This is a genomic window from Pseudodesulfovibrio portus (genome assembly GCF_026000375.1).
In the GTDB taxonomy this organism is placed as follows: Bacteria; Desulfobacterota; Desulfovibrionia; order Desulfovibrionales; family Desulfovibrionaceae; genus Pseudodesulfovibrio; species Pseudodesulfovibrio portus.
Genome location: NZ_AP026708.1, coordinates 298,169 through 319,758 on the forward strand (window position 1 = coordinate 298,169; position 21,590 = coordinate 319,758).

27 protein-coding genes and 1 tRNA gene are annotated in these 21,590 nt (G+C 57.4%); 9 read left to right on the plus strand and 19 right to left on the minus strand.

Features of this window, described 5'->3' with window-relative positions; translation table 11 throughout:
- Positions 1-27: 27 nt before the first annotated feature.
- Entirely contained in the window at positions 28-909 is an 882-nt protein-coding gene (dapA, locus tag OO730_RS01500; protein ID WP_264982811.1) for a 4-hydroxy-tetrahydrodipicolinate synthase, read from the plus strand.
- 74 nt (positions 910-983) lie between these two features.
- Here the strand turns inward: dapA and OO730_RS01505 are convergent, their stop codons facing one another.
- The 15 genes from OO730_RS01505 to OO730_RS01575 all read right to left on the minus strand — a co-directional run bounded on the left by OO730_RS01505 (position 984) and on the right by OO730_RS01575 (position 13,269).
- Complete coding sequence (locus OO730_RS01505; RefSeq protein WP_264982812.1) at positions 984-1,748, minus strand: substrate-binding periplasmic protein; 765 nt, start codon at positions 1,746-1,748, stop codon at positions 984-986.
- 120 nt (positions 1,749-1,868) lie between these two features.
- Positions 1,869-2,789, minus strand: a complete 921-nt coding sequence (locus OO730_RS01510; RefSeq protein WP_264982813.1) for a manganese-dependent inorganic pyrophosphatase — start codon at positions 2,787-2,789, stop codon at positions 1,869-1,871.
- Positions 2,790-2,887: 98 nt separating this feature from the next.
- Positions 2,888-3,472, minus strand: a complete 585-nt coding sequence (locus tag OO730_RS01515) for a hypothetical protein (protein ID WP_264982814.1) — start codon at positions 3,470-3,472, stop codon at positions 2,888-2,890.
- 108 nt (positions 3,473-3,580) lie between these two features.
- Entirely contained in the window at positions 3,581-4,042 is a 462-nt protein-coding gene (locus OO730_RS01520) for a PTS sugar transporter subunit IIB (protein ID WP_264982815.1), read from the minus strand.
- 10 nt (positions 4,043-4,052) lie between these two features.
- Complete coding sequence (locus OO730_RS01525) at positions 4,053-4,490, minus strand: PTS sugar transporter subunit IIA (protein ID WP_264982816.1); 438 nt, start codon at positions 4,488-4,490, stop codon at positions 4,053-4,055.
- Positions 4,491-4,495: 5 nt separating this feature from the next.
- Entirely contained in the window at positions 4,496-5,377 is an 882-nt protein-coding gene (rapZ, locus tag OO730_RS01530) for an RNase adapter RapZ (RefSeq protein ID WP_264982817.1), read from the minus strand.
- A 19-nt stretch (positions 5,378-5,396) separates the two neighbouring features.
- Entirely contained in the window at positions 5,397-5,846 is a 450-nt protein-coding gene (locus tag OO730_RS01535; RefSeq protein WP_264982818.1) for a PTS sugar transporter subunit IIA, read from the minus strand.
- 2 nt (positions 5,847-5,848) lie between these two features.
- Positions 5,849-6,388 carry a ribosome hibernation-promoting factor, HPF/YfiA family gene (hpf, locus tag OO730_RS01540; protein ID WP_264982819.1) on the minus strand — a complete coding sequence of 180 codons (540 nt, stop codon included), beginning with the start codon at positions 6,386-6,388 and terminating at the stop codon, positions 5,849-5,851.
- A 36-nt stretch (positions 6,389-6,424) separates the two neighbouring features.
- Complete coding sequence (gene rpoN / locus OO730_RS01545) at positions 6,425-7,834, minus strand: RNA polymerase factor sigma-54 (protein WP_264982820.1); 1,410 nt, start codon at positions 7,832-7,834, stop codon at positions 6,425-6,427.
- 240 nt (positions 7,835-8,074) lie between these two features.
- Positions 8,075-8,803 (minus strand): LPS export ABC transporter ATP-binding protein, encoded by a 729-nt coding sequence (gene lptB, locus OO730_RS01550; RefSeq protein WP_264982821.1) that lies wholly within the window; start codon positions 8,801-8,803, stop codon positions 8,075-8,077.
- A complete protein-coding gene (locus OO730_RS01555) occupies positions 8,804-9,682 on the minus strand; it encodes an LptA/OstA family protein (RefSeq protein ID WP_264982822.1) in 879 nt (292 codons plus the stop codon).
- Between the two features lie 20 nt (positions 9,683-9,702).
- Positions 9,703-10,305, minus strand: coding sequence for an LPS export ABC transporter periplasmic protein LptC (gene lptC, locus OO730_RS01560; protein ID WP_264982823.1), 603 nt, complete (start codon positions 10,303-10,305; stop codon positions 9,703-9,705).
- On the minus strand, positions 10,305-10,832 hold the full coding sequence (locus OO730_RS01565) for a KdsC family phosphatase (protein ID WP_264982824.1): 528 nt from the start codon (positions 10,830-10,832) through the stop codon (positions 10,305-10,307). The genes lptC and OO730_RS01565 overlap by 1 nt, the downstream gene beginning before the upstream one ends.
- Positions 10,825-11,628: a 3-deoxy-8-phosphooctulonate synthase gene (kdsA, locus tag OO730_RS01570; RefSeq protein ID WP_264982825.1), complete on the minus strand. Its 804-nt coding sequence runs from the start codon at positions 11,626-11,628 to the stop codon at positions 10,825-10,827. Before kdsA ends, OO730_RS01565 begins: the two co-directional genes overlap by 8 nt.
- Before the next feature lie 3 nt (positions 11,629-11,631).
- Positions 11,632-13,269, minus strand: coding sequence for a CTP synthase (locus tag OO730_RS01575; protein WP_264982826.1), 1,638 nt, complete (start codon positions 13,267-13,269; stop codon positions 11,632-11,634).
- A gap of 173 nt (positions 13,270-13,442) precedes the next feature.
- Here OO730_RS01575 and OO730_RS01580 point away from each other — a divergent pair, with 173 nt between their 5' ends.
- The 3 genes from OO730_RS01580 to OO730_RS01590 all read left to right on the plus strand — a co-directional run bounded on the left by OO730_RS01580 (position 13,443) and on the right by OO730_RS01590 (position 15,216).
- Positions 13,443-14,258 carry a phosphoribosylformylglycinamidine synthase subunit PurQ gene (locus OO730_RS01580; RefSeq protein ID WP_264982827.1) on the plus strand — a complete coding sequence of 272 codons (816 nt, stop codon included), beginning with the start codon at positions 13,443-13,445 and terminating at the stop codon, positions 14,256-14,258.
- Positions 14,259-14,270: 12 nt separating this feature from the next.
- A complete protein-coding gene (gene tadA / locus OO730_RS01585) occupies positions 14,271-14,759 on the plus strand; it encodes a tRNA adenosine(34) deaminase TadA (RefSeq protein ID WP_264982828.1) in 489 nt (162 codons plus the stop codon).
- Positions 14,760-14,838: 79 nt separating this feature from the next.
- Positions 14,839-15,216, plus strand: a complete 378-nt coding sequence (locus tag OO730_RS01590) for a NifB/NifX family molybdenum-iron cluster-binding protein (RefSeq protein WP_264982829.1) — start codon at positions 14,839-14,841, stop codon at positions 15,214-15,216.
- Between the two features lie 72 nt (positions 15,217-15,288).
- On the opposite strand, the gene OO730_RS01595 is transcribed toward OO730_RS01590, so the two are convergent.
- The 3 genes from OO730_RS01595 to OO730_RS01605 form a co-directional block, all read right to left on the minus strand.
- Positions 15,289-16,005 (minus strand): peptidoglycan-binding domain-containing protein, encoded by a 717-nt coding sequence (locus OO730_RS01595; RefSeq protein WP_264982830.1) that lies wholly within the window; start codon positions 16,003-16,005, stop codon positions 15,289-15,291.
- Between the two features lie 332 nt (positions 16,006-16,337).
- Positions 16,338-16,817 carry a hypothetical protein gene (locus tag OO730_RS01600; RefSeq protein ID WP_264982831.1) on the minus strand — a complete coding sequence of 160 codons (480 nt, stop codon included), beginning with the start codon at positions 16,815-16,817 and terminating at the stop codon, positions 16,338-16,340.
- A gap of 327 nt (positions 16,818-17,144) precedes the next feature.
- Positions 17,145-17,771: a hypothetical protein gene (locus OO730_RS01605; RefSeq protein WP_264982832.1), complete on the minus strand. Its 627-nt coding sequence runs from the start codon at positions 17,769-17,771 to the stop codon at positions 17,145-17,147.
- Between OO730_RS01605 and OO730_RS01610 the strand changes: the two genes are divergently transcribed.
- The 3 genes from OO730_RS01610 to OO730_RS01620 all read left to right on the plus strand — a co-directional run bounded on the left by OO730_RS01610 (position 17,770) and on the right by OO730_RS01620 (position 19,759).
- Entirely contained in the window at positions 17,770-18,255 is a 486-nt protein-coding gene (locus tag OO730_RS01610; RefSeq protein WP_264982833.1) for a hypothetical protein, read from the plus strand. The genes OO730_RS01605 and OO730_RS01610 overlap by 2 nt on opposite strands.
- A gap of 169 nt (positions 18,256-18,424) precedes the next feature.
- Positions 18,425-19,210 carry a hypothetical protein gene (locus OO730_RS01615; RefSeq protein ID WP_264982834.1) on the plus strand — a complete coding sequence of 262 codons (786 nt, stop codon included), beginning with the start codon at positions 18,425-18,427 and terminating at the stop codon, positions 19,208-19,210.
- Positions 19,211-19,303: 93 nt separating this feature from the next.
- A complete protein-coding gene (locus OO730_RS01620) occupies positions 19,304-19,759 on the plus strand; it encodes a DUF1499 domain-containing protein (protein WP_264982835.1) in 456 nt (151 codons plus the stop codon).
- Positions 19,760-19,900: 141 nt separating this feature from the next.
- Here the strand turns inward: OO730_RS01620 and OO730_RS01625 are convergent.
- A tRNA-Ser gene (locus OO730_RS01625) sits at positions 19,901-19,996 on the minus strand.
- A gap of 296 nt (positions 19,997-20,292) precedes the next feature.
- Here OO730_RS01625 and OO730_RS01630 point away from each other — a divergent pair.
- The gene (locus OO730_RS01630) at positions 20,293-20,604 is read left to right on the plus strand and encodes an MGMT family protein (RefSeq protein WP_264982836.1); all 312 of its coding nucleotides are present in this window, start codon (positions 20,293-20,295) and stop codon (positions 20,602-20,604) included.
- Positions 20,605-20,657: 53 nt separating this feature from the next.
- Entirely contained in the window at positions 20,658-21,548 is an 891-nt protein-coding gene (locus OO730_RS01635) for a DMT family transporter (protein WP_264982837.1), read from the plus strand.
- Positions 21,549-21,590: the final 42 nt, after the last annotated feature.

Sequence of the window (21,590 nt, forward strand, 5' to 3'; positions counted from 1 at the left end):
CACTCACAGCGTGACAAGGAGATGACAATGGAATTTCGAGGAGCATTCACAGCCCTCTCGACCCCGTTCAAGGACGGGGAAATCGATGAAGCCACATATCGAGACTTCATCGAATGGCAGATCGAGCAGGGAATCGACGGATTGGTGCCGTGCGGCACCACCGGAGAGGCGGCCACCATGTCCCACCAGGAACAGGGGCAGACCATCAAGATCTGCGTCGAACAGGCCAAAGGACGTGTTCCGGTAATCGCCGGGGCCGGCTCGAACTCCACAAAGGAGGCCATCGAGTTGACCAAGATGGCCAAGGAGGCCGGTGCCGACGCCGCGCTCCAGATCACGCCCTACTACAACAAGCCCACGCCCGGCGGCCTGGTGGAGCACTTCAAGGCTATCGCCAAGGAAGCCTCCATGCCCTTCGTCATCTACAACGTGCCCGGCCGCACCGGTCTGAACTGTCTGCCCGAGCACCTCAAAATGATTGTGGACGCTGTTCCCGAAGCCGTTGCGGTCAAAGAGGCCACCGGCAACATGACCCAGGCTGCCCAGGTCATCGAACAGTGCGGCAGGAATTTCAATCTCATGTCGGGCGACGACTTCACGGTCCTGCCCCTGCTCGCCGTGGGCGGCTGTGGCGTCATTTCGGTCATCTCCAACATCATGCCCGCTGCGATGAGCGGCATGGTCAAGGCCTTCTTCGAAAAGGACCTGGACAAGGCCATCGACCTGAGCCTGAAGATGGCCCCGGTCAACCGGGCCATGTTCATGGAGACCAACCCAATTCCGGTCAAGACCTCCTTGGCCATGATGGGGCTGTTCAAGGATGCGCAGTTCCGGCTGCCCATCGTTCCCCTGCAGGAAGAGAACAAACCCAAACTGGAAGCCGTCCTGAAGAACGCCGGCGTCTTGTAATATTCAAAGCCCCTGCTTGTCGGCAGGGGCTTTTCGTCATCTCCGAACGGGATGGCCTGCGGGCCATCCCGTTTTTATTGTACCTTCCACTTGCGCAGGGCTGTGGCCATGCTCCCGTCCTGCATCAACTCGACAATGGCGGCATTCAATCGATCCCGCAGCCGCAGCTCTCCTTTGTTCACGGCCAGGGCAACGGAAACGCCGGGATCGACATCGTCGATGACCTTCAACGCCATTCGGTACCGAAAGCCAAGATGATACCCAACGGCCATGGGGGCGATGAGGGCAACCACTTCCCCTGATCTGAGCATTCTGAAGGACTTGTCCTTGCTTTCGGTATACAGGATGCGGATTCGTTGCTCGGGATACAGGCGAGACAAGCGTTCATCCGCAGCGGAATGCCGGTCACCGGCTATGATCCGCCCCCTGAGATCATCCAGGCTATTGATGTCCCAATTGTCCACCAATGTGAACACGATGCTGCGACGGGTATAGTAAGGGTTCGTAAAATCGAAGATTCGCCCACGCTTTTCGGTCATTTCCATACCGGCCACGCAATCGACCTTTCCGGTACGCAACATGGTCAGCATGTCTTCCCACGGCCCCTGGACGATGTTGACCTCAACGCCCAACCGCGCGCAAACAAGCTTGACAACGTCTACGTCAAGTCCCGTCGGCGCACCCTCGTCCGTCTCGAACTGGTAGGGAGGAAATCCCGTAGCCACGGCGAAGACCAATACTTTTTTCGCGTGATCCGCACAAACCGGAACGGGAAAAAACATCATGCAAAGCATTGTGCACAAGCAAAGGCGGCACAGGATTTTGATGACATTTTCCATAGAGAAGCAATACGCTCTGATCATCATGCGGTAAATGATAACCTGGCAAGGGCTGAAAACATAAAAGGCCCGCCAGCACAATGCTGGCGGGCCGATACTTTGCGCTCAATCAGGTGGTTGCTAGCCTTCGAAGGCCTTGATGAAGTTGGGAGCAACCTGCTTCTTGCGGCTCATGACGCCGTCAAGGTACACGGACTCGCCGGTGGTGGCGACGCCGAAGGCCTTTTCGACCACGGAGGGGTCGTCGGAAGCGATAAGCATCTCGGAGCCTTCCTTCATGATGTCGGTCAGCAGCAGGAAGACGGAGTGACGGCCGTCAGCCTTGACCTTCTCGATTTCAGCCTGCAGGGCGGCCTTGTGGGCGTCCAGCATGGACAGGTCCACGACTTCCAGCTGGCCGATGCCGACCTTGTTGCCGGACATGTCGAAGTCCTTGTAGTCACGGAAGACCAGTTCGCTGGGGGAAGCGCCGTCAACGGCGGACTTGACCTTGAACATTTCCATTCCCAGAGCCATGACGTCGCCGACACCGGCGATCTTTGCCAGAGCTTCAACGGCGGCCTTGTCGGCGTCGGTGCAGGTAACGGACTTGAACATGACGGTGTCGCTCAGGATGGCACAGAGCAGGATGCCGGCGATGTTGGCCGGGACTTCAACGTTGTAGAAGTCGTACATGGACTTCAGGACGGTGCCGGTGCAGCCCACGGGCCAGACCCACATTTCCAGGGGGCCGGGGGTGGTGACGTCGCCCAGCTTGTGATGGTCGACGACGGCGACGAGTTCGCCCTTGTCCAGGTTGTCGATGGTCTGGGAAATGTCGGTGTGATCGACCAGGATGATCTGCTGATCAGTGGCGTCGGTGACAATCTCAGGAGCGGCAAAGCCGAACTTTTCCAGGACAAAGGCGCTCTCAGGAGCGATTTCGCCCTGGGTGACAGCCTTGGCGTCCATACCACGCTTGGTAAACAGGTCAGCGGCAGCAATCGCGGAAGCGACAGTGTCGGTATCAGGATTTTTGTGTCCAACAACCAAAATAGCCATATCAAGTCCTCCTAAATTGATTTATCCGAGAATGGAATAAATGCCTTGGAAATAGAATGTGACGGATATCACAATCCCCCCCCGCTGCCAAGCTAAAATCAGGCGAAAAGGGTGAAAAGGACAAAAAGAGTTATGCCTGTGCCAAGAACGGCATAAGCCCGTTTCAAACGCAGCGCCATCACCCCTCCCAGCGTTGCCGCGCCCCAGAGATGCGCCCACTGGATATTCACCGAAGCGAGTGCGCCTGGATAGAGTGTGAAAAGTGTATCAAACACCACTTTCAAGACAAGCACGGACGCATAAAAACCGATCCATGAAACGATGAAAGTCCTGGTCAGGGAACCGAGGATGATCCTGCCGGGACCGTTGGAATCACCGGGTTGGCGCACCCAATGAAGCAACCGGTTGTACCCCGCCCGCTCCTGATCCCGGATCCACATCTCCACCTTGCTCCCGAGCCAGGCCAGGGGCATGCAGGCCAGGATCACGCCCAGGATGCTGGCCGGATGCGTCAGTCCGAAATAGGTGGTCAGCGAAAGGGCAGAGAAGGTGACGGCTGCCAGATGGGGAGGAATGAACGTCCCCACCGGAATCAGATCAAGCCAAAAAAGCTCAAAGAATATGGCTATATTGAGGCTGATTATGTATTCGCCGGTGAATACGCCCCAGAGAAAGCCGACCACCAGCGGTCGCTCGAGCAGACCTATGCTTATGGAGTAGCGAAACAGGGAGAAGAGGGCAAAAAAAAAGCGATCAGGGCGAACCAGGCAAAGGGATTGTCCATGGACATATCAGAACCTCACCTGAACCTGGTCGTTGGGAACACAGCGGAAGTCGAGCTCCACACCCTTCCTGCTGAGATGGCGCAGACAGCTTTCATCCTCGTCCGACAGGGCTACGCTCGGCGACACCTGCCGCTTGCCGGGGCTGTAGTGGACGTTGCCCACGTTCAAAATATCGAAACCGAACCCGGCATCAAATGCACGCCGGGCGTCGGAACAGTTTGAAAAGAGAATGATGACGTCATGGCCCTCGCCGTATCCGTTGTCTTCCACGGCACGGGAAAGCCCTTCCACCGACACGAAAAAGCTGTCCACGGTCTGGGGGATCGCCAATGACATGATCTCCTGCTGCAGGACGTCGTGGACCAATTCGTCGTTGGCCACGAAAACGCGCTGTGCTCCGGTATAAGGCAGCCACGTTTCGATAATCTGGCCATGAATCAGCCGGTTGTCGATACGAACGAGAATCACGGCGGCCACCCTACTTCTTTGCCTTCTTGCGCAGCATGGCGCCCGCGACCTTGATGCCCTGCTGCCCGGCAGACTTGACCTTCTCGGCCAGTGCCTGGAGGTCCATGGACCGGGACTGCAGAGTCGCCACCAACATGGGCAGGTTCACCCCTGTGATGACTTCAAGATTTTCGGATTTCATGAGCGACAGACTCATGGTGGTGGGGGAACCGCCGAAAAGATCGGTCAGTGCGACCACGCCCTTGCCCCGCTCCACCTTCTGGATGGATGAGCGGATCAGTTCCATGGTCTCGTCCACGCTCCGTTCCACGTCTACGCCCACGGCCAGACAGTTGTCCTGCTTGCCCATGACCATCTCCGCAGCTTCGAGCAGCGTTTCACCAAACGTGCCGTGGGTCACCAGCACGATGCCCACCACAGGGATATTCTTTTTGGACTTTTCAGCCATCGATATTATCCAAGTTCCATGTGTCGATGTTCAATCGAAACACTATACCCTTTTTTCTTCAGGGTCGCCAGCAGGGATTCGGCCACGGAAACGGATCGATGACGGCCGCCGGTACAGCCGAGAGCCAGCGTGATGCGGTATCGGCCCTCTTCCGCATAGAGCGGAAGTATGTAGCTCATGAAATCCTGAAACCGCTCGTTGAACCCGCTGCCCACCTCGTTGTCGAGCACGAACTTGGAGATGGCCGGGTCCAACCCGGACAGAGGACGCAGGTCCTTGTCGAAATGAGGGTTGGGCAGGAAGCGGAGATCGAACACGAGGTCTGCTTCGGACGGCACGCCGTACTTGAAGCCGAAAGTGATGATGTGAACCCGCATGCCCCGCCCCGCTTCTTCCAGGGCGGACCATTTGGTCTGAATGACCCGTCGCAGGTCGTGAATGGAATAATCGGTCGTGTCGAGGACCAGCGCGGCTGCCATGCGCACCGGGGCCAGGAGTTCCTTTTCCTTTTCCAGCGCCTTTTCCAGGCCCAGATCGGTGCTCTCGAGCGGATGCAGCCTGCGAGTGGTGGCGTACCGGCGGACAAGTTCGCCCTTCTTGGCTTCCAGGAAAACCACCTGCGGGCTTATGCCGATCTGGGCGAAATCCTTCAGGGCCTGGTCCCAGCCTTCGACGAATTCGTTCTGGCGGAGGTCCATGCCCAAGGCAAGCCCTCGGTACTTGGTGTCATTCTTGTGAACCAGGTCCGCGATCTTGGGGGACATCTCGGACGGCAGTCCGTCGATGCAGAAGAACCCGAGGTCCTCGAACACGTTGAGCGCCGTACTCTTTCCTGAACCGGACATGCCGGTGACGATGACGACGGGGAAAGTGTTCAACGGAGTCACGGACTTCGGACCTTCTCGGTTAGACACCCTTGATCAACTGCCAGAGCGATTCGAAACCGTCGGCCTCCATAAAGGCCTTGCGGAATTCCTCGTCCTTGAGCAGACGGGATATCTGGGCCAGGACGCGAAGGTGCATTCCGGCCACCTGCTCCGGAGCCAGCACCAGAAAGAAGATGGAACAGGGATTGTGGTCCAGGGCATCATAGTCAACGCCCTTGAGGCTTCGGCCCACGACAACGACGACCTGTTCCAGGTCCTCGAGTTTGCCGTGGGGAATGGCGATGGAGTCGCCGATCCCGGTGGTGCCGAGCTTCTCACGGTCGAGAAGGACACGGACCGCCTGGTCCGTGTCCATCTCGGGATATTTAACGCCCACGGGGGCGATGAGTTCTTTCAATACGTCCGACTTGGTGCCGGACGCCAATTCGGGAAGGACAAGTTCCTTCGCCAGGTAGTCGCCGAGTTTCATAATCAGTATCCGGGATCGATGAGGCCGTAATCGCCGTTCTTACGTTTGTAGATCACATTCACACCCTCGGTCTCCGCATTGCGGAAGACAAGGAACTCGTTTTCGAGCGCATCAAGTTGCATGGCGGCTTCGTCTATGGACATGGGCTTGGGCACATATTCGTCCGTGCCCACTATCTTGGGGGCTTCCCCGGGAGTCTTGTCCTCGTAGGTGAGGACGTTCATCATCACCTTGTTGCCCCGCGCCTTCTTGACCCGGCTCTTCTGCTTTTCACGCATTTTCCTGAGTTGGGCTTCGAGCTTGTCCAGCACCATGTCGATGGTGGAGTACATGTCCTCGGAGTCCTCGTACGCAGATATATGTATGCCTTCGGAATTGAGAATCACGTCGGCCTTGTGACGATATTTGTCGACCAGCAGATTGACCTGAAGATCGGATTCCGCATCGGAAACGTATTTTGCCACTTTTTCAAATCGCTTGTTCGCGTAGCCCTTGAGATGATCGGACGGCTCGAAGTTCTTGAAAGTGAAGCTGATGTTCATACGCTGCCTCCTTGGTAGAAGTCCGGCAAACAGTGGTTAGAAATACTGCTTGCGTTTGGAAGACGAAGGGATGCCCATGGCCGAGCGATACTTGGCGACCGTGCGCCGGGCGATGTTCACCTCGAGCTTGTCCTTGAGGATTTCACCGATCCGTTCATCACTCAGCGGCTTCTTCGTATCTTCACCTGCTATCATCTGCTTGATGAGCGCCTTGACGCTCTCCGAACCCACCTGGGAACCGTCATCAAGATCCAAGGCCGAATTGAAGAAGAACTTCAGTTCGTAGATCCCGTGCGGCGTCGAGACGTACTTGTTGGTAGTGATACGACTGACGGTGGATTCATGCATCTCGATATCCTCGGCCACCTCCTTGAGAATCAATGGTTTGAGCTTTGTCACGCCATCGATGAAGAATTCCCGCTGAAAGCGGACAATGCTCTCAACTACTTTATACAGCGTCCTCTGCCTCTGGTACAGGCTTTTCATGAGCCATGCAGCAGAACGCATCTTTTCCTGGAAATATTCCTTTTCCTTGTCGGCGGCCCCTTTCATGGAATCCATGTAAAAGGTGTTCATCTGCAACCGGGGCAGGCCATCCTCATTCAGGATGATGACGAAATCCTCTCCGTATCGGTAAACATACACGTCCGGGCTGACGTAATGAGGCTCGTTGCTGGAAAAATTGGTGCCCGGCATGGGGTCCAGCGTCTGCAGGAGGTCAAGGTACTCCTTGAGCTCGTCCATGGACAACTTGAACTTGCGGGCCAGGGGCTTGTAGCGGTTCTTCTCCAGGTCCTCCAGATGGTCCTTGACCAGGGAGACCAGGATCGGATCATCGAGGCCGAGAACTTCCATCTGGACGAGAAGACACTCCTGTGGAGTACGGGCGCCGACCCCGACCGGGTCCAGGCGCTGGATACGCATCAGCAAGTCCTCGACTTCCTCTGCGGAAGCCTGGACCATCAGCCGTATCTCGTCCACCGACGCCTGAAGATAGCCGTTGGTGTCGAGATTGCCCAGGATGATCTCGCTGATGGCGATCTCCTGGTCGGTAAAATTGGATAGCCGCATCTGCCAATTCAGGTGGCCTTCAAGGGAGGGCTTGGACGCCAGGCGGGCTTCGAAGGAGAGGCCGTCCTCCGGGACTTCGGCATCACGGGCCGTGGCCTGCTTGGACGTGCTGGAAAATTCGCCCAGATAGTTCTCCCAGTCCGCATTGCGCACCAGTTCTTCTTCAGCCTGGGATTCGGTCAGCTTCTCCGAGGAATCGTGCACTTCGGCTTCGGTTTCCAACTCATCGAGAAACGGGTTCTCCATGAGTTCCTGCTGCACGGTTTCAAGCAGCTCCAAACGAGACAACTGCAGCAGCTTGATAGCCTGCTGCAACTGCGGCGTCATGACCAGTTGCTGGGAAAGTTTGAGTTGTTGCCTGAGTTCCAAACCCATATTTACATCTCTGAACCTGCTATAATCGAATTACGTCTGGAAATATTCCATGCGATTTTTTTTCATTCAATACATCATTTCTACACATTCAGTATGGCACATTCGAGAAAGGGAAGCAACAAGATTGTTATAACACTCTGTTACTATTGGCAATAAAATGGACATTAATCACTATGAAAAAAGTGTACCAACCTTTGGGTAAGGTGTAAATCGGGAATCGGCAAAAATGTAGGATGCGGGCTACAGGCTGAAGTCTTCGCCCAGGTAGATTTGGCGGGCCTGACTATTCTGGACGATCTCGTCCGGCGCTCCTTCAAGGATGACAGTGCCCTCGTAGACGAGATAGGCGCGATCGCAGATATTCAAAGTTTCCCGAACGTTATGATCGGATATGAGAATACCTATGCCCATGGACTTGAGCACGGAGATGATTTCCTGGATGTCGATGACCGCGATCGGGTCGATGCCCGCAAAGGGCTCGTCAAGGAGGATGAACTGCGGGTCCATGATCAGGGCCCGGGCAATTTCGAGCCTGCGCCGCTCGCCGCCGGACAGGAACATGGCCGCCTGGTCCGCAAGCTTGGTGATGGTGAACATCTCCATCAGTTCGTCCGCCCTGGCCATCTGCTCACGAGGCGTCATGGTCGTCTGCTCCAGTATGATCTGGAGATTCTGGCGCACGGTCAGCTTTTTGAAGATGGAACTTTCCTGAGGCAGGTAGCTGACTCCCATGCGGGCCCGCTCGTGCAGGGGCTTGTCGGTCATGGGCTCGCCGTTCAGGGAGACAAGCCCGGTATTGGGCGTGACGATGCCCACCAGCATGTAAAACGTGGTGGTCTTGCCCGCACCGTTGGGGCCAAGCAGGCCGACAACTTCCTTGGGATTCAATTCAAGGTTGATGCCGTGCACGACCTCTTTCTGGCCGTATCGCTTGGAGAGGTTCGCCGCCCTCAGTCCGGCTGTCGTCATCTACTGCACCTTCAAGTTTTCAGGCGTCATGAAGATGGCCTTGACGCGATCCTTGCCGCCTTCGACCTCGGACCGGTTTTCCCTGATATGGAAATTGATGACTTCGCCGGTCAGGCTGTTGGGACCGTCCTGAAGAAGCGGCTTGTCCTCCATCCGGAGCAGCTGACGATCAACGAAATAGGTCAGCTTGCCGCAGGTGCCCTCGGTGGACTCCTTCTTTGCCTTGACGTTGCCCTCGGCCACGATCCGTTCAACGGAGTCGGCGGAAAACTTCTTGTCGGTCTTGGAAGCCAGATAGGCGGACAACCGGTCGGCCCACAGGGTCAGCTGGCCGTGTTCGGCCACCACGTTGCCCACAAAAGACACGACCTTGCCCGACTCGTCATAGGTCATGCGATCGGAAGTGATCTTGACCGGCATCCGACTCGGGTCCACCCCCACCCTGATGGGATCGATGGAGGGTTCCTCCACCACAGGAGCCTTGATCTCTCCCGGGCCGCTCTGGGCGGGCGCAGCGGATTTGGTGGAGACCACGGGAGCATCGGGCTCGGCCTTTGGGGCGGGAGCCGGAGCGCCCTTCTTCCTCGGAATGACTTTGAGATACTTGGCGTTGGCAAACCCGACCGCGCGGGAAAGCTCCCGTTTGGATTCGTTCAGGTTGAATATTGCCACCCATCCGTCATCGGTCATGAAGTCGGTCTTAACCCGCTGCCCCTTGGCCAGGGTGAGTACATGCTCACTCGCTCTGTCGGGCTTTTCGCGAACGTTGAGATTGAGGGTGGCTTGGCGGATTTCTCCCCACTCTTCGGCGGCGGCCAGTGAAGGCAGAAGCAACGCAGCCACGGCAAGCAGGATCGTCAAAGCACGTAGGTTCAACATCAAAACTACACTCCTCATCGTCATTGCAGAGGGTTATCCTCAAGGCCTTGCGGGGCCAGGAGCGCCTCCACGCCGCCCGCCGCAATCAGCTGGCGGGTGACGAGATCGATCTCCATGGCCTTGGCCGTTATGGTCATGTCCGGACGGCGCACGGCAACGCCGCCCTTGAGATACACTTTATCAATCGCGCCGACATAATCAAGAAATTGCGCATCCAGGGCCAGGTCGCCGAGACGACCGCTCACCCCGTCGTACAGGGTCAGGTTGTCGTTGTTCTGATCAACGTCGCCCCGATCCGCCCGAACGTAAACTTCCTGGCGGTCTTCGCCGAAATAGGCGGTCAACTGCGGAAACTCCACCCCGATAAGGCCCTTTTCCTGGTTGTACTTCGCTGTCTTGGCGAGCAGTTTCCAGGTCATGACCCCCTGTTTTCCCTGCACCAGTTCGATGTCCTCGGCGGACACGTCGGCGTCCTCAAGGAGCTGCTGCCGCGTTCTGGGATCGTTCTCGGTGTCGGCCGGCTCCACCAGGGGATCGGAAAAGAACAGCGTCTTGACCGCGATGCCGAGCACCAGGCCGCCCACGAAAATGAGTATGAAGATCAGAGCCGGACGCCCTTTCATCAGTCCGTCCACAGCTTCAAGGCTTCTTCTTTCAGGCCGCGCGCATCGAGGATGAAACCGATGGCTTCCCGCACGGCTCCATGGCCGCCGGAACGCTTGGACACCCAGTCCGCGACCTCGATGATTTCGGGCATGGCATTGGGCACCGACATGGCCAGTCCGGCCTGCTTCATGGCCCCGAGGTCGATCCAGTCGTCGCCCATGAATGCCGCCTCACAAGGCTTCACACCGACCTTGGCGCACATCTCCTCGAAAAGCGGACCCTTGTCGTGTTTCCCGGCCACATAGTGCTTGATGCCGAGTTCGGTAACCCGCGCCTCGACGGGCTTCTGGTTCAACCCGGTAATGACGCCGATCTCCAGTCCCACGGCCTGAGCCAGCTTGATGCCAAGCCCGTCCTGAACATGAAATCGCTTCATGACCAGGCCCTCGTCGCCGTAATACAGGCCGCCGTCGGTCAGGACGCCGTCCACGTCGAGCACGAGCAGCTTGACGTCTTTTGCAAGCGTAAATGCGCGACTAGGCACGGTTCAACTCCCACAGCCCCTTGAGCCGTACGAGCAGCGATTCGACCTGGGAAAGCGGCAGGCTGTTCGGCCCGTCGCAAAGCGCCTTGTCCGGGTCGGGATGGACCTCCATGAACACGCCGTCCGCACCGGCGGCAACCGCCGCCGAGGCCAGCACTGGCACGTATTCCCGCTGTCCGCCGGATGCGCCGCCCAGACCGCCGGGCAACTGCACCGAATGGGTGGCGTCCATGACCACGGGCACGCCGAAGGCGCGCATCTGGGGGATGGACCGCATGTCCACCACCAGATTGTTGTACCCGTAGGTGGAACCTCGCTCGGTAAGCCAGATCCGGTCGTTGCCCGAGGCGCGAACCTTGTCCACGACGTTCTTCATGTCCCAGGGAGCCAGGAACTGCCCTTTCTTGATGTTCACCACCCTGCCGGTTGCGGCGGCGGCCACGAGCAGGTCGGTCTGGCGGCAGAGAAAGGCCGGAATCTGGATCACGTCCGCCACCTCGGCAACGGGCGCAGCCTGTTCGGGGTGGTGGATGTCCGTGACCACGGGCAGCCCGGTGGCTGCCTTGACCTCGCTCAGAATCCTGAGCCCCTCACCCATGCCCGGACCACGAAAACTGGTCACCGAAGTCCGGTTGGCCTTGTCGAACGAGCTCTTGTAGACGAGCGGCAGGCCGAGCCTGTCGGCCACCCCGGCCAGGAACTCGGCCGTCTCAAGCGCGATCTCGCGGCTTTCAATGGCACAGGGCCCGGCCAGAATGAACGGGCCGGACCGACTGGCTTGGTAAAGGTCTGCCATGGGCTACTTCTTCGCCTTCTCGTCTTTGGATGCCCTGATGAACTCCCTGAACAGCGGGTGCGGCCTCATGGGATTGGACTTGAACTCCGGATGGAACTGGCAACCCAGGAACCAGGGATGATCCGGCAGTTCCACGATCTCCATGAGGGATTCATCGGGGGCGGTGCCGGACAGGACCATGCCGTGCTCTTCGAACTGCTGGATATATTTGTTGTTGTACTCGAAACGATGCCGGTGGCGCTCGTCGATGTTCACGGTTTGGTAAGCTTCGTAGGCAGCCGTGTCCTTTTTGAGCTTGCACGGATACGATCCCAACCGCATGGTGCCGCCCTTGTTCGATTCCTCGTCGCGAATTTCGGTCTTCTTGGTGCGGAAGTCGTACCACTCCTTCATCAGGTAAATGATGTTGTGCGGGGTGGTCGGATCGAATTCCTCAGAGTTGGCGCCTTCCAGGCCGATGACGTTACGGGCGAACTCGATGCAGGCGCATTGCATGCCGAGACAGATGCCGAAGAACGGAATCCTGTTTTCGCGGGCGTACTGGATGGCCAGGATCTTGCCCTCCACTCCGCGTGAACCGAACCCGCCGGGCACCAGGATGCCGTCCAGGGCCTTGAGCTTCTTCTCGACGTTCTTGGGATTCACCTTTTCGGAATTGACGTACTCCAGTTCCACCTTGACGTCGTTGGCCACACCGCCGTGGACCAGGGCCTCGTGCAGGCTCTTGTAGGCCTCGGTCAGGTCGACGTATTTGCCGATGATGCCGATCTTGACGGACCCCTTGGGGTTCTTGAGCTTGTAGTTCAAGGTCTCCCACGGTTCCAGTTCGGCGTTCTTGGCGGGCAGTTTGAGCAGGATGGCGATCTTCTGGTCCACGCCTTCCTCATAGAACTTGAGCGGGACCTCGTAGATGGACTTGACGTCCACGCCGGTAAAGACCGCGTCCTGGTCCACGTCGCAGAAAAGCGCGATCTTGCGCTTGAGATCTTCCGGCAGTTCCTCTTCGCAACGACCGATGATGATATCCGGCTGGATACCAACGGACCGCAGCTCCTTGACCGAATGCTGGGTGGGCTTGGTCTTCAATTCGCCCGCGGCCTTGATGTAGGGCACCAGGGTCAGGTGGATGAACAGAACGTTCTCCTTGCCCAGGTCGTTCTTGAGCTGGCGAATGGCTTCGAGGAAGGGCTGCCCCTCGATGTCGCCCACCGTGCCTCCGATCTCGATGAGGGCCACGTCCTCGCCGTTGGGCAGGTTGATGACCGCTTCCTTGATGGCGTCGGTAATGTGCGGAATGACCTGCACGGTGCCGCCCAGGTAGTCGCCGCGGCGCTCCTTCTGGATGACGGAGTTGTAGATGGAACCGGAGGTGTAGTTGTTCTGCTGGCTCAGGGAGGTGCCCAGGTAGCGCTCGTAGTGGCCGAGGTCGAGGTCGGTCTCTGCGCCGTCGTCGGTGACGTAGACTTCACCGTGCTGGAAGGGATTCATGGTGCCGGGATCGACGTTGATGTAGGGATCGAGTTTCTGGATGGTGGCCTTGAGGCCACGGGCCTGGAGGAGTGCGCCGATGGATGCGGCTGCCAGGCCTTTTCCCAGGGAGGATAGAACACCACCGGTAATAAATATGAATTTGGTTTTCATGCCTGCGGAAGCCCCTTGGTTATGCTTGAATTATAAGAATATATTATGGTCGACAAAGCGCGTCGCCCATGTTGACTGTCGAGCGTCGGGCAAGTATGTTCCTGCCCATCACGCCGCTGCTTTGCAAATTTTGCAGGGTAGCGAGGTAAAGTCAATACGAAGAGGAGATTTTCATGGCTCGCGTCAACGCACTCGTCATTACCGGTTACGGGACCAATTGCGACAAGGAATCCGCCTATGCGCTCACCCAGGCCGGTGCCGACAATGCTGATATCGTCTTTTTTTCCGACCTGGCCGCCGGTCACGTGAGCATGGACAAATACAACTACCTGCTGTGTCCCGGCGGGTTCCTCGACGGCGACGACCTCGGCGCGGCCCAGGCCGCGGCCCTGCGCTGGCGCTGGTCCAACGACGCGGACGGCAAGCCGGTCCTCGATCAGCTCAAGGGATTCTTCGACAACGGCGGCATCATCCTCGGCATCTGCAACGGCTTTCAGCTGTTGTGCAAGCTCGGCCTGCTCCCGGCCATCGGCGGCAAATACTTCGAACGCCAGGTATCCCTGTCATACAACGACTCCGGCCGCTTCGAAGACCGGTGGGTGCGGCTCAAGGCCAACCCGGACTCCCCCTGCGTGTTCACCAGGGACATCACCTACCTCGACGTGCCCATCCGCCACGGCGAAGGCAAGATCATCCCGATGGACGACGCCACCTTCCAGGCCTTGCAGGACAACAACCTGATCGCCGTCCAGTACGTCCACCCCGACACCAACGAGGTCACCCAGGAATACCCCTACAATCCTAACGGCTCGCCGCTGGGCATCGCGGGCCTGACCGATCCCTCGGGCCGCATCCTGGGGCTCATGCCCCACCCCGAGGCATACAACCACCCCACCAACCACCCGTCATGGACGCGCGGCACCGACCCGGACATGCCGCTGGGCCTGGTCATGCTCGAAGCCGGGGTGCAGTACCTCAAGAACCGGTAGGAGCTCCTTTTCATGCCCGCTCCCACGCCACCGCAGCCGCCCCACGGGACGAGCTGGCGCTCGCTCATGGACATCGCTTTCGGCGAGGCGTGCCGGGCGCAGGACAAGGGCGAGGCCCCCATTGGGGCGGCCCTGTTCTCCTCCACGGGCGAACTCATCGCCAAGGCGCACAACCAACCCATTTCCCTCAATGACCCCACAGGCCACGCCGAGGTGCTCTGCCTTCGCAAGGCGGCGCTCGCCATGGGCAACTACCGGCTGACCGACACCATCATGACAGTAACCCTCGAGCCGTGCCTGATGTGCACGGGCGCACTCATCCACGCCCGCGTATCCGGGGTCGTGTTTGCCGCCCGCGACGAACGGGCCGGGGCCCTGGTGTCCAACCTTGACGGCGCCGCCCTGCCCTTTGCAAACCACAGGATGTGGACCGTGGAAGGCGTCATGTTCGAGGAGTGTTCCGCCCTGCTGAAGAGATTTTTCCTCATGCGCCGCAAATAGCATTTCCCCCCTTTACAATCGGTTTTCACGCGTTATTCTCCCATATCGAAATCAACTCAGATATTCAGGAGACAGAAGCATGATACTCGCACTACCCACCCGGGACGGCAACATCGACGATCATTTCGGCCATTGCGACCACTACACCCTGGTCACAGTGGACGACGAGAACAAGGTCGTTTCCAAAGAACGCATGGATTCCCCTGAGGGATGCGGCTGCAAGTCCGACATCGCCCCGGTCCTGGCCGACAAGGGAGTCAAGGTCATGCTGGCCGGCAACATGGGCCAGGGCGCGACCAACATCCTGACCGGCGTCGGCATCCAGGTCATCCGAGGCTGCTCCGGCCCCATCGAAGAAGTGGTCGAAAAATGGCTCTCCGGCGAAATCAAGGACAACTCCATCGTCTGCGACCACCACGACTGCGGCAGTCATGGGCACGACCTCAAACCGCTGTAGCCCCCCCTTTTGAACAACAAAAAGACCCCGAAGCCCAATGCTTCGGGGTCTTTTCGTTACGAGTATGGGCAGCTACCTGAGCCGCATCGACTTGACGATGGTGCCGTTGATGAGGACCAGCGCGTAGAGCTTTTTCGTGTTGGTGCTCCGTTCAATCTTGAAGGGCACGTATACGACGGGCCAGCTCTTGCCTGTGGAATACACCGGTCGCATGGTGGACCTGAAATCGGAGTCTTTCCGGTTCTCGAATTCGGAAAAACCGACCTGGATGGCTGAATCCTTGGGTAGCTGGTCCATGAAGTACAGCGCGGCGAGGAAGCTGCCGCCGCTCTTGGACCTGGACGGGAGCTGCGCTTCGGGTATGGCCTTGGCGGCAACCGCCGACATGCTTGCAAATCCCTTGAGATAGGTGTCGGGGTCGTTTTTGGCCAGGACTTCATCCATGATGTACATGCTGTACCTCGGATTGTCCGGGTAGATCGGAGCGGAGGCCAACAAAGAGAATTCCTGTATCCCGAGGGCTTTTGCCATGGCCATGGACGTCTGGGGACCGAGCGCTCCGTCAGCGGTGAGACCGGCCTGTTGCTGAAACGCCGTCACGGCCTCCCGGGCCTCCTGCTTGGCCTCTTCGGTGCCTGATTTCATGACCGTCTTGTAGTCCGTGATGAAGGCGACGGAATTGGCATTCAACTCCCCTTTCGTCGGTTGCTGCATGGAGTAGACGGCCATGTCGAGCATCATCTGGGTGCGGCCGTTGGCATCTTCGAACCGACGCAACACCTCGACCATATTGTTGCCGTCCTGCATCGTCCGGACGTTGGAAATCCTTGTGTCCGTCTGGGAAAAACCGGTTTCCGGACCGATCAAAGCCACTTGCGCGTTGGGAGCAAGGCGAACAGTTCCGGATTCAGGCGAAACGCCTGTCCGAGCGATATCCAGGACGGCTACCGCATTCAGATCAGCACCCGTCAATTTGTCCCCACCCTTGGCCTGAACCTGCACGACGGGCAACACAGGCGCTGTTGTGGGCTTGGAGGCCACACAGCCGGCGATCAACACAACGGACAAAGCCGCACACATAAACATATTGAATCTATTCTTCATATCCCTGTCCCTCCCTACTACAGGCCTAATTGACGTTGCCGAGTAAGGTTGTAAACGGCCAGGAGGTTGAAAGCCTGACGGGGGCTTATGGTCCCGGACATCATCATCTGTTCCAAAATCACTGCGAAACGGCGAACACTGGGCAAAACCTCAACGGTTTCGTCCCAGGCGGCCCGGGAAATGGCAAGCCCGGCATGAACGCCGTCGTAGTATTCTTCAGTATATCTATCCGTGTATCCATAAGGACCAGTCTCTGCCCGTTCCGCTTCATAGGCCCTGGTCTCGGCCGCTTCATACGAGGCATGATCAGTAATCCCGTCCGACCAGGAAAAATACGAGGGGGCGGCGCTGCTGCTGATCGATGCCCCGATGCCCGAATTGCTGCCGGTTCCCTCGCTGCCGCCATATGCCATGACTGCTACCGGGCTGAGAATGATCACTGCTGCCGCCATCAGCACTATGGCCCGTGCATTCACCAGGAATTCTTTACTCCGCATGATCTCCTCTCCTTGGAATTGATTTTTACATAAAATGGACAGAATACGGTTGCACCAATAACACAACCAGATTCTTTATACCACTTTCGATTGAAAAACTTCGTATCCTCTTTGAACCTTGCCACTGAGAAAGACCCCCTGGAGGGTTCACTCCGGGGGCCTGCCGTGAATCCTGACAAGGCCGTTTCATCCAGCGATATCTATATTGAGGACGGACAGATATGAATCGTGTCCGGCAGAGCCCTCAGCCAGATTGTTACGGGCTCCCGGGAGCATTGGAATAGGGAGGGAGATTCAGTGCTGCGGAGAACCGCAACGCCAATTCAGTTATTCGGCAAGGGTCCGCAAGGCGGCATAGGCATCGACGGCGGCATCACGGTCGGCGAACAGCACTTCCCACATGGCGTGATGTTCGTGGACCTCGCTTTCCTCCACCACTGCGCCGTCCTTGACCGTTCGGGTCAGCCGATCGACCTTGATGCAACTCCCGGCCTTGCAAAGAATCCGCACCGCATAGCAATGCACGGCTCCCAACATGTCGGGCGGACTGATCCGGACACGGCACTCGGGGAGCTCGGCTGATATCTTGATGTAGATCAGGCAATCCCTGTCGATATACAGCCCGGCATCATACAGTTCGGTCAGGGTCAATCGCCGGGAGCCCGCATCATATGTATGGTCGATCACGGTCCGGCTGTGATCGGACATGGAGAACAACGCCTTTTCCTTCCAGGCGCAGCGTGCATGAGAAAATGCTTCCGCAAGGATGGCATCAGGCTCCCTGCCGGCCAGGACTTCCACGAGATCGAGTTCGGCGAGCGCTGCGGCCTCTCGATCATAATCCCGGCGAATTTCGCGGATGCTTGTACCGCAGGAGGACAGGAACGACATCGCAACAACGGCCAACAGACAGGACACAATGAATCGCAGACAGGCGCCGGACGCTTTATCCATGAACAAATACATGCCGACTTATGCCACGGCGGCAGGCAATTCATCAAGAGGTCAAAGGATATTGTCACATTTTTCATACGCGGCGGCCGCCTTGGGTCCCGCCGCCACTTCATCAGCGACCGGGCGAGCGCCTCTTCCTCGCTGGAAAAGGATTCAAACAGGACGCCCGATCGGCTGCCGGGACCTGGTAGTCCGGAAATTGCTGCAGGGCTTCCGGGGCAACGAGATTTGCTCTCCTGAAGCCATTGTATTGGAACCTGGTGCTCCTGAGGTGCCTTGCCGGCATGATCATGCCGTAATAATCGATTCGGGATTCGGCCTTTCGGTAATCGCCGAGTATGCGCTTGATGCCCAGCTCCCGGGCTTTCAACCTGTAGGGCCTCCCGAAACTGATGATATATTCATGGTTGATGATTTCACCGACTACCGTCACACAAAGATAGTTATCCATTGGTTGTATCGCGAATTCAACTGCCACAATTGATCCCTCTTTTGGACTCAATTCCAAATAAAATTTGCCTTTTCCACTAAAAAATTAATTAATTCATGCAATATCACATGGCACACCCGAATCAGGATGTACCCGTTGCCCAAAAAACAGGTATTGTATACAAAAATAAAACTTAAAAAAAACATTCGAACCAGGGCACACAATGGGCTTCAGATACACGTTCACCGACAAACAGGGCTATTTGCTTGTGACCATCATCGGCAGCCCGGCAAACAACGACGAGATGTTCCACTACATCGACTCGCTCTTCAGGGAGGCAAGACAAAGGGGCTACACCTGCATATTGGTGGATGAAACCAGGGCAACTTTGCGGTTCGACATCCTGGATTCGATCTTCAAGACAAAAATCCCTTCCCTTGAGGTCATACCCACACAAATCATCAACATGGCGTTGATACCCGAGCCTCATAGCATTGAACTTTACAAATTCTTCGAAGGCATGCTGAGGAATCAGGCCTTCTGCTTCAAGGTATTCGACGACGTCGCCCTTGGTGAAAAATGGCTGAAGGAAAGTTGCAGCAACGCCGGACAACGCAATAGACCCTACGCCTACACCGCCATCGAGAAGCAATCATATGTTCGCATAAATATTGAGGGGCAGCTGAACACGGTCAACGACGTGCTGGTCTTTGTCGGAGACGCGATCCGGGAAGCCACGGCACACAAAACCACATGCATTCTCTTGGCCGGGCATGACGTTGAAATGGACCTGGATGTTTCAGAAGCCTTCAAGGTTGCCCAGACCATGGGCGACTACATCCCCCTGCTCAGCATGCGAATAGCCTCGGTCCCCAGCGCAAAGAACAAAAAGCTGCAACAATTCTTTGAAACCGCCTTTCAGAACCGGTCCATCAGCTACCGCGTGTTCGACTCGGAACCGGATGCCGAAGCATGGCTGCTCACACGGGAATGCCGGGCAACTGGATAGGAACGATTGGTTTTTGGAGACTAAAGGGAAGAAGACTTGATCCGCCGCGTCAACGGCCTTTGCTTTATGGTTTCGGTCTGATAATTCGATACTATGAAATATATCCTTCTCCTCATTTTGATCGCTCTCGGAGCCATGCTTTCACTCTCCTTGTTCTCAAGAAAAACTCCCGACAACCTGGGGGTTGCCGACCACAGACTGTCCGATTGCCCAGACAGTAAAAATTGCGTTTCGTCGCAGACGACCCGTAAGGTCAATTTCATCGAGCCGTTGCCGATGCAAGGCACTGTGGCGGAGGTTGTACAGCGTTTACGAGAAGCAATCGAAGACATGGGTGGTGCCGTCGTTGAAACAAACGGCGGATATATTCGAGCCGAGTTCTCAAGCTCGTTCTGGCGGTTCACGGATGACCTTGAATGCCTTTATTCCGAAAAGGATGGCCTTGTTCATGTCCGCTCCGCCTCAAGGGTCGGCTACTTCGATTTCAACGCAAATCGAAATCGACTGGAAATCCTGGGGAGAAAGGTGACAGTGGAATCGGCGCAGTAGGCCATAATATGAGATAGCCCTGGGCTCGCGGTTAGATTTTGAAATTTTGGTTTGGGATTGGGTAATGATACTTGGATAATATCGCCAATATCCCAAAATGAAAAGCCCTTGGAGCAAATACTCCAAGGGCTTTTCATTTTCTGGCGGAGAGGGTGGGATTCGAACCCACGTACGGGCTATGAACCCGTAACTCGATTTCGAGTCGAGCGCGTTACGGCCGGACTTCGCTACCTCTCCTTTGGCTGCTGAAAAACGCACGATTGCTGCGTTGCTGCGAAATCATCAGACCCTTGCGTATTAAGATACGCGGCGGTCCTGATGATTTCTTGCGCCTTGCACTCGCACGCTTTTGAGCAGCCAAAGCCGTCCATTGTACGAGTGGTTCTCGATTGTATTTCAACAAGTCGGCTCACGCCGATGTGAAGAGGCTATATAAACAGACTCGGCGCGGCTGGCAAGCTCCTTTTCCCTTTTGGGGGCGGCGGGTTGGCCGGGGCTTTGCCAATCGCCGGGAAATTACCTATCCATTCCGGATGGGTGTTTCACCGTTCACGCAGAAAGTCATCGACGCAATCCTGGCCATCCCCCACGGCCGGATCGCCACCTATGGCGGGATCGCGGCCATGGCCGGGGACCGGCGGGCGGCGCGACAGGTGGTGCGGGTCCTGCACACCAACACGCACACCCACGGGCTGCCCTGGCACCGGGTCGTCAACCGGGAAGGCCGGATTTCGCTGCCAAGGCAACACGGATATGAAGAACAAAAGGAACTGCTTCTTCAGGAAGGGGTCGGATTCGACCACCGGGACCGCATCGACCTCGACCGCTTCTTGTGGCGGCCCTGATAGTCCAACATTCCGCTTGTCATATACCGCCCTTTTCCACTACCAAGGCTCTCGTGACACTCAACAACAGACTTCTCGGATTTGCATACGCCCTGCTGGCCGTGACCATCTGGTCCGGCAACTTCATCCTGGCCAGCGGCCTTGCCGACACCGTCCCCCCAATTGCCCTGGCCGCCCTGCGCTGGACCTGCGCCACCCTCGTGTTCCTGCCATTCGCCCTGAAGCACCTGCGCCGCGACTGGACGGCCATCCGCGCGCACCGGTTCCCGATCATGGCGGCGGCAGTCACCGGCGTGACCCTGTTCAACACCATCCTGTATTTGAGCGCCCACACCACGGATACCGTGAACATGGCCCTGATCGCCTCGACCACGCCCGTGTTCGTGGTCATCCTCTCGCGCATCTTCCTGGGCGAACCCATCAGCCGCCTGCGGGCCGCAGGGCTTGTCGTGGCCATTGCCGGGATGACGGTCATCGCCACGCACGGCAGCCTGGAAACCCTGCTCGCCCTGACCTTCCGCGAAGGCGACCTGTGGATGCTCCTGGCCGGACTGCTGTGGGCCATCTATTCCATCCTGGTCAAACGCAAGCCGCCGGAAATTAGCCAGCACTCCTACCTGGCCATCATCTTCATCGTCGGTGCGATCCCGCTCATCCCCGCAGCCTTTGTCGAGCAGCCGTACTACCCGGCGTGGACCCTGTCCCAGCCCGTCATCGGCGCGACCCTGTACATGGGCATAGGGGCCTCGCTCATCTCCTTTTTCCTGTGGAACTCCGCAGTCACGGCCATCGGCCCCGGCACTTCGTCGCTGTTCCAGTATTTCATCCCTGTCTTCAGCGGCATCGGCGCCTACCTGCTGCTCGGCCAGCCCATCACCCCCGCCCATCTCTGCGGCTTCATCCTGATTTTCTCCGGAGTGTTCCTGGCCACGCGGCCACGATGACCACAAAAAAAGGCCGCACACAGTGCGGCCTTTTTTACGAAT

Coding starts and splice junctions, on each gene's coding strand:
- OO730_RS01555 (WP_264982822.1), bottom strand. CDS start 9,682: ATGTTGAACCTACGTGCTTTGACGATCCTGCTTGCCGTGGCTGCGTTG.
- hpf (WP_264982819.1), bottom strand. CDS start 6,388: ATGAACATCAGCTTCACTTTCAAGAACTTCGAGCCGTCCGATCATCTC.
- OO730_RS01505 (WP_264982812.1), bottom strand. CDS start 1,748: ATGGAAAATGTCATCAAAATCCTGTGCCGCCTTTGCTTGTGCACAATG.
- dapA (WP_264982811.1), top strand. CDS start 28: ATGGAATTTCGAGGAGCATTCACAGCCCTCTCGACCCCGTTCAAGGAC.
- lptC (WP_264982823.1), bottom strand. CDS start 10,305: ATGAAAGGGCGTCCGGCTCTGATCTTCATACTCATTTTCGTGGGCGGC.
- OO730_RS01595 (WP_264982830.1), bottom strand. CDS start 16,005: ATGGTCGAGGTGTTGCGTCGGTTCGAAGATGCCAACGGCCGCACCCAG.
- OO730_RS01610 (WP_264982833.1), top strand. CDS start 17,770: ATGAACAAATACATGCCGACTTATGCCACGGCGGCAGGCAATTCATCA.
- rpoN (WP_264982820.1), bottom strand. CDS start 7,834: ATGGGTTTGGAACTCAGGCAACAACTCAAACTTTCCCAGCAACTGGTC.
- OO730_RS01630 (WP_264982836.1), top strand. CDS start 20,293: ATGGGTGTTTCACCGTTCACGCAGAAAGTCATCGACGCAATCCTGGCC.
- OO730_RS01575 (WP_264982826.1), bottom strand. CDS start 13,269: ATGAAAACCAAATTCATATTTATTACCGGTGGTGTTCTATCCTCCCTG.
- lptB (WP_264982821.1), bottom strand. CDS start 8,803: ATGACGACAGCCGGACTGAGGGCGGCGAACCTCTCCAAGCGATACGGC.
- OO730_RS01600 (WP_264982831.1), bottom strand. CDS start 16,817: ATGCGGAGTAAAGAATTCCTGGTGAATGCACGGGCCATAGTGCTGATG.
- OO730_RS01620 (WP_264982835.1), top strand. CDS start 19,304: ATGAAATATATCCTTCTCCTCATTTTGATCGCTCTCGGAGCCATGCTT.
- OO730_RS01605 (WP_264982832.1), bottom strand. CDS start 17,771: ATGGATAAAGCGTCCGGCGCCTGTCTGCGATTCATTGTGTCCTGTCTG.
- OO730_RS01535 (WP_264982818.1), bottom strand. CDS start 5,846: ATGAAACTCGGCGACTACCTGGCGAAGGAACTTGTCCTTCCCGAATTG.
- OO730_RS01615 (WP_264982834.1), top strand. CDS start 18,425: ATGGGCTTCAGATACACGTTCACCGACAAACAGGGCTATTTGCTTGTG.
- OO730_RS01580 (WP_264982827.1), top strand. CDS start 13,443: ATGGCTCGCGTCAACGCACTCGTCATTACCGGTTACGGGACCAATTGC.
- tadA (WP_264982828.1), top strand. CDS start 14,271: ATGCCCGCTCCCACGCCACCGCAGCCGCCCCACGGGACGAGCTGGCGC.
- kdsA (WP_264982825.1), bottom strand. CDS start 11,628: ATGGCAGACCTTTACCAAGCCAGTCGGTCCGGCCCGTTCATTCTGGCC.
- OO730_RS01590 (WP_264982829.1), top strand. CDS start 14,839: ATGATACTCGCACTACCCACCCGGGACGGCAACATCGACGATCATTTC.
- OO730_RS01510 (WP_264982813.1), bottom strand. CDS start 2,789: ATGGCTATTTTGGTTGTTGGACACAAAAATCCTGATACCGACACTGTC.
- OO730_RS01525 (WP_264982816.1), bottom strand. CDS start 4,490: ATGGCTGAAAAGTCCAAAAAGAATATCCCTGTGGTGGGCATCGTGCTG.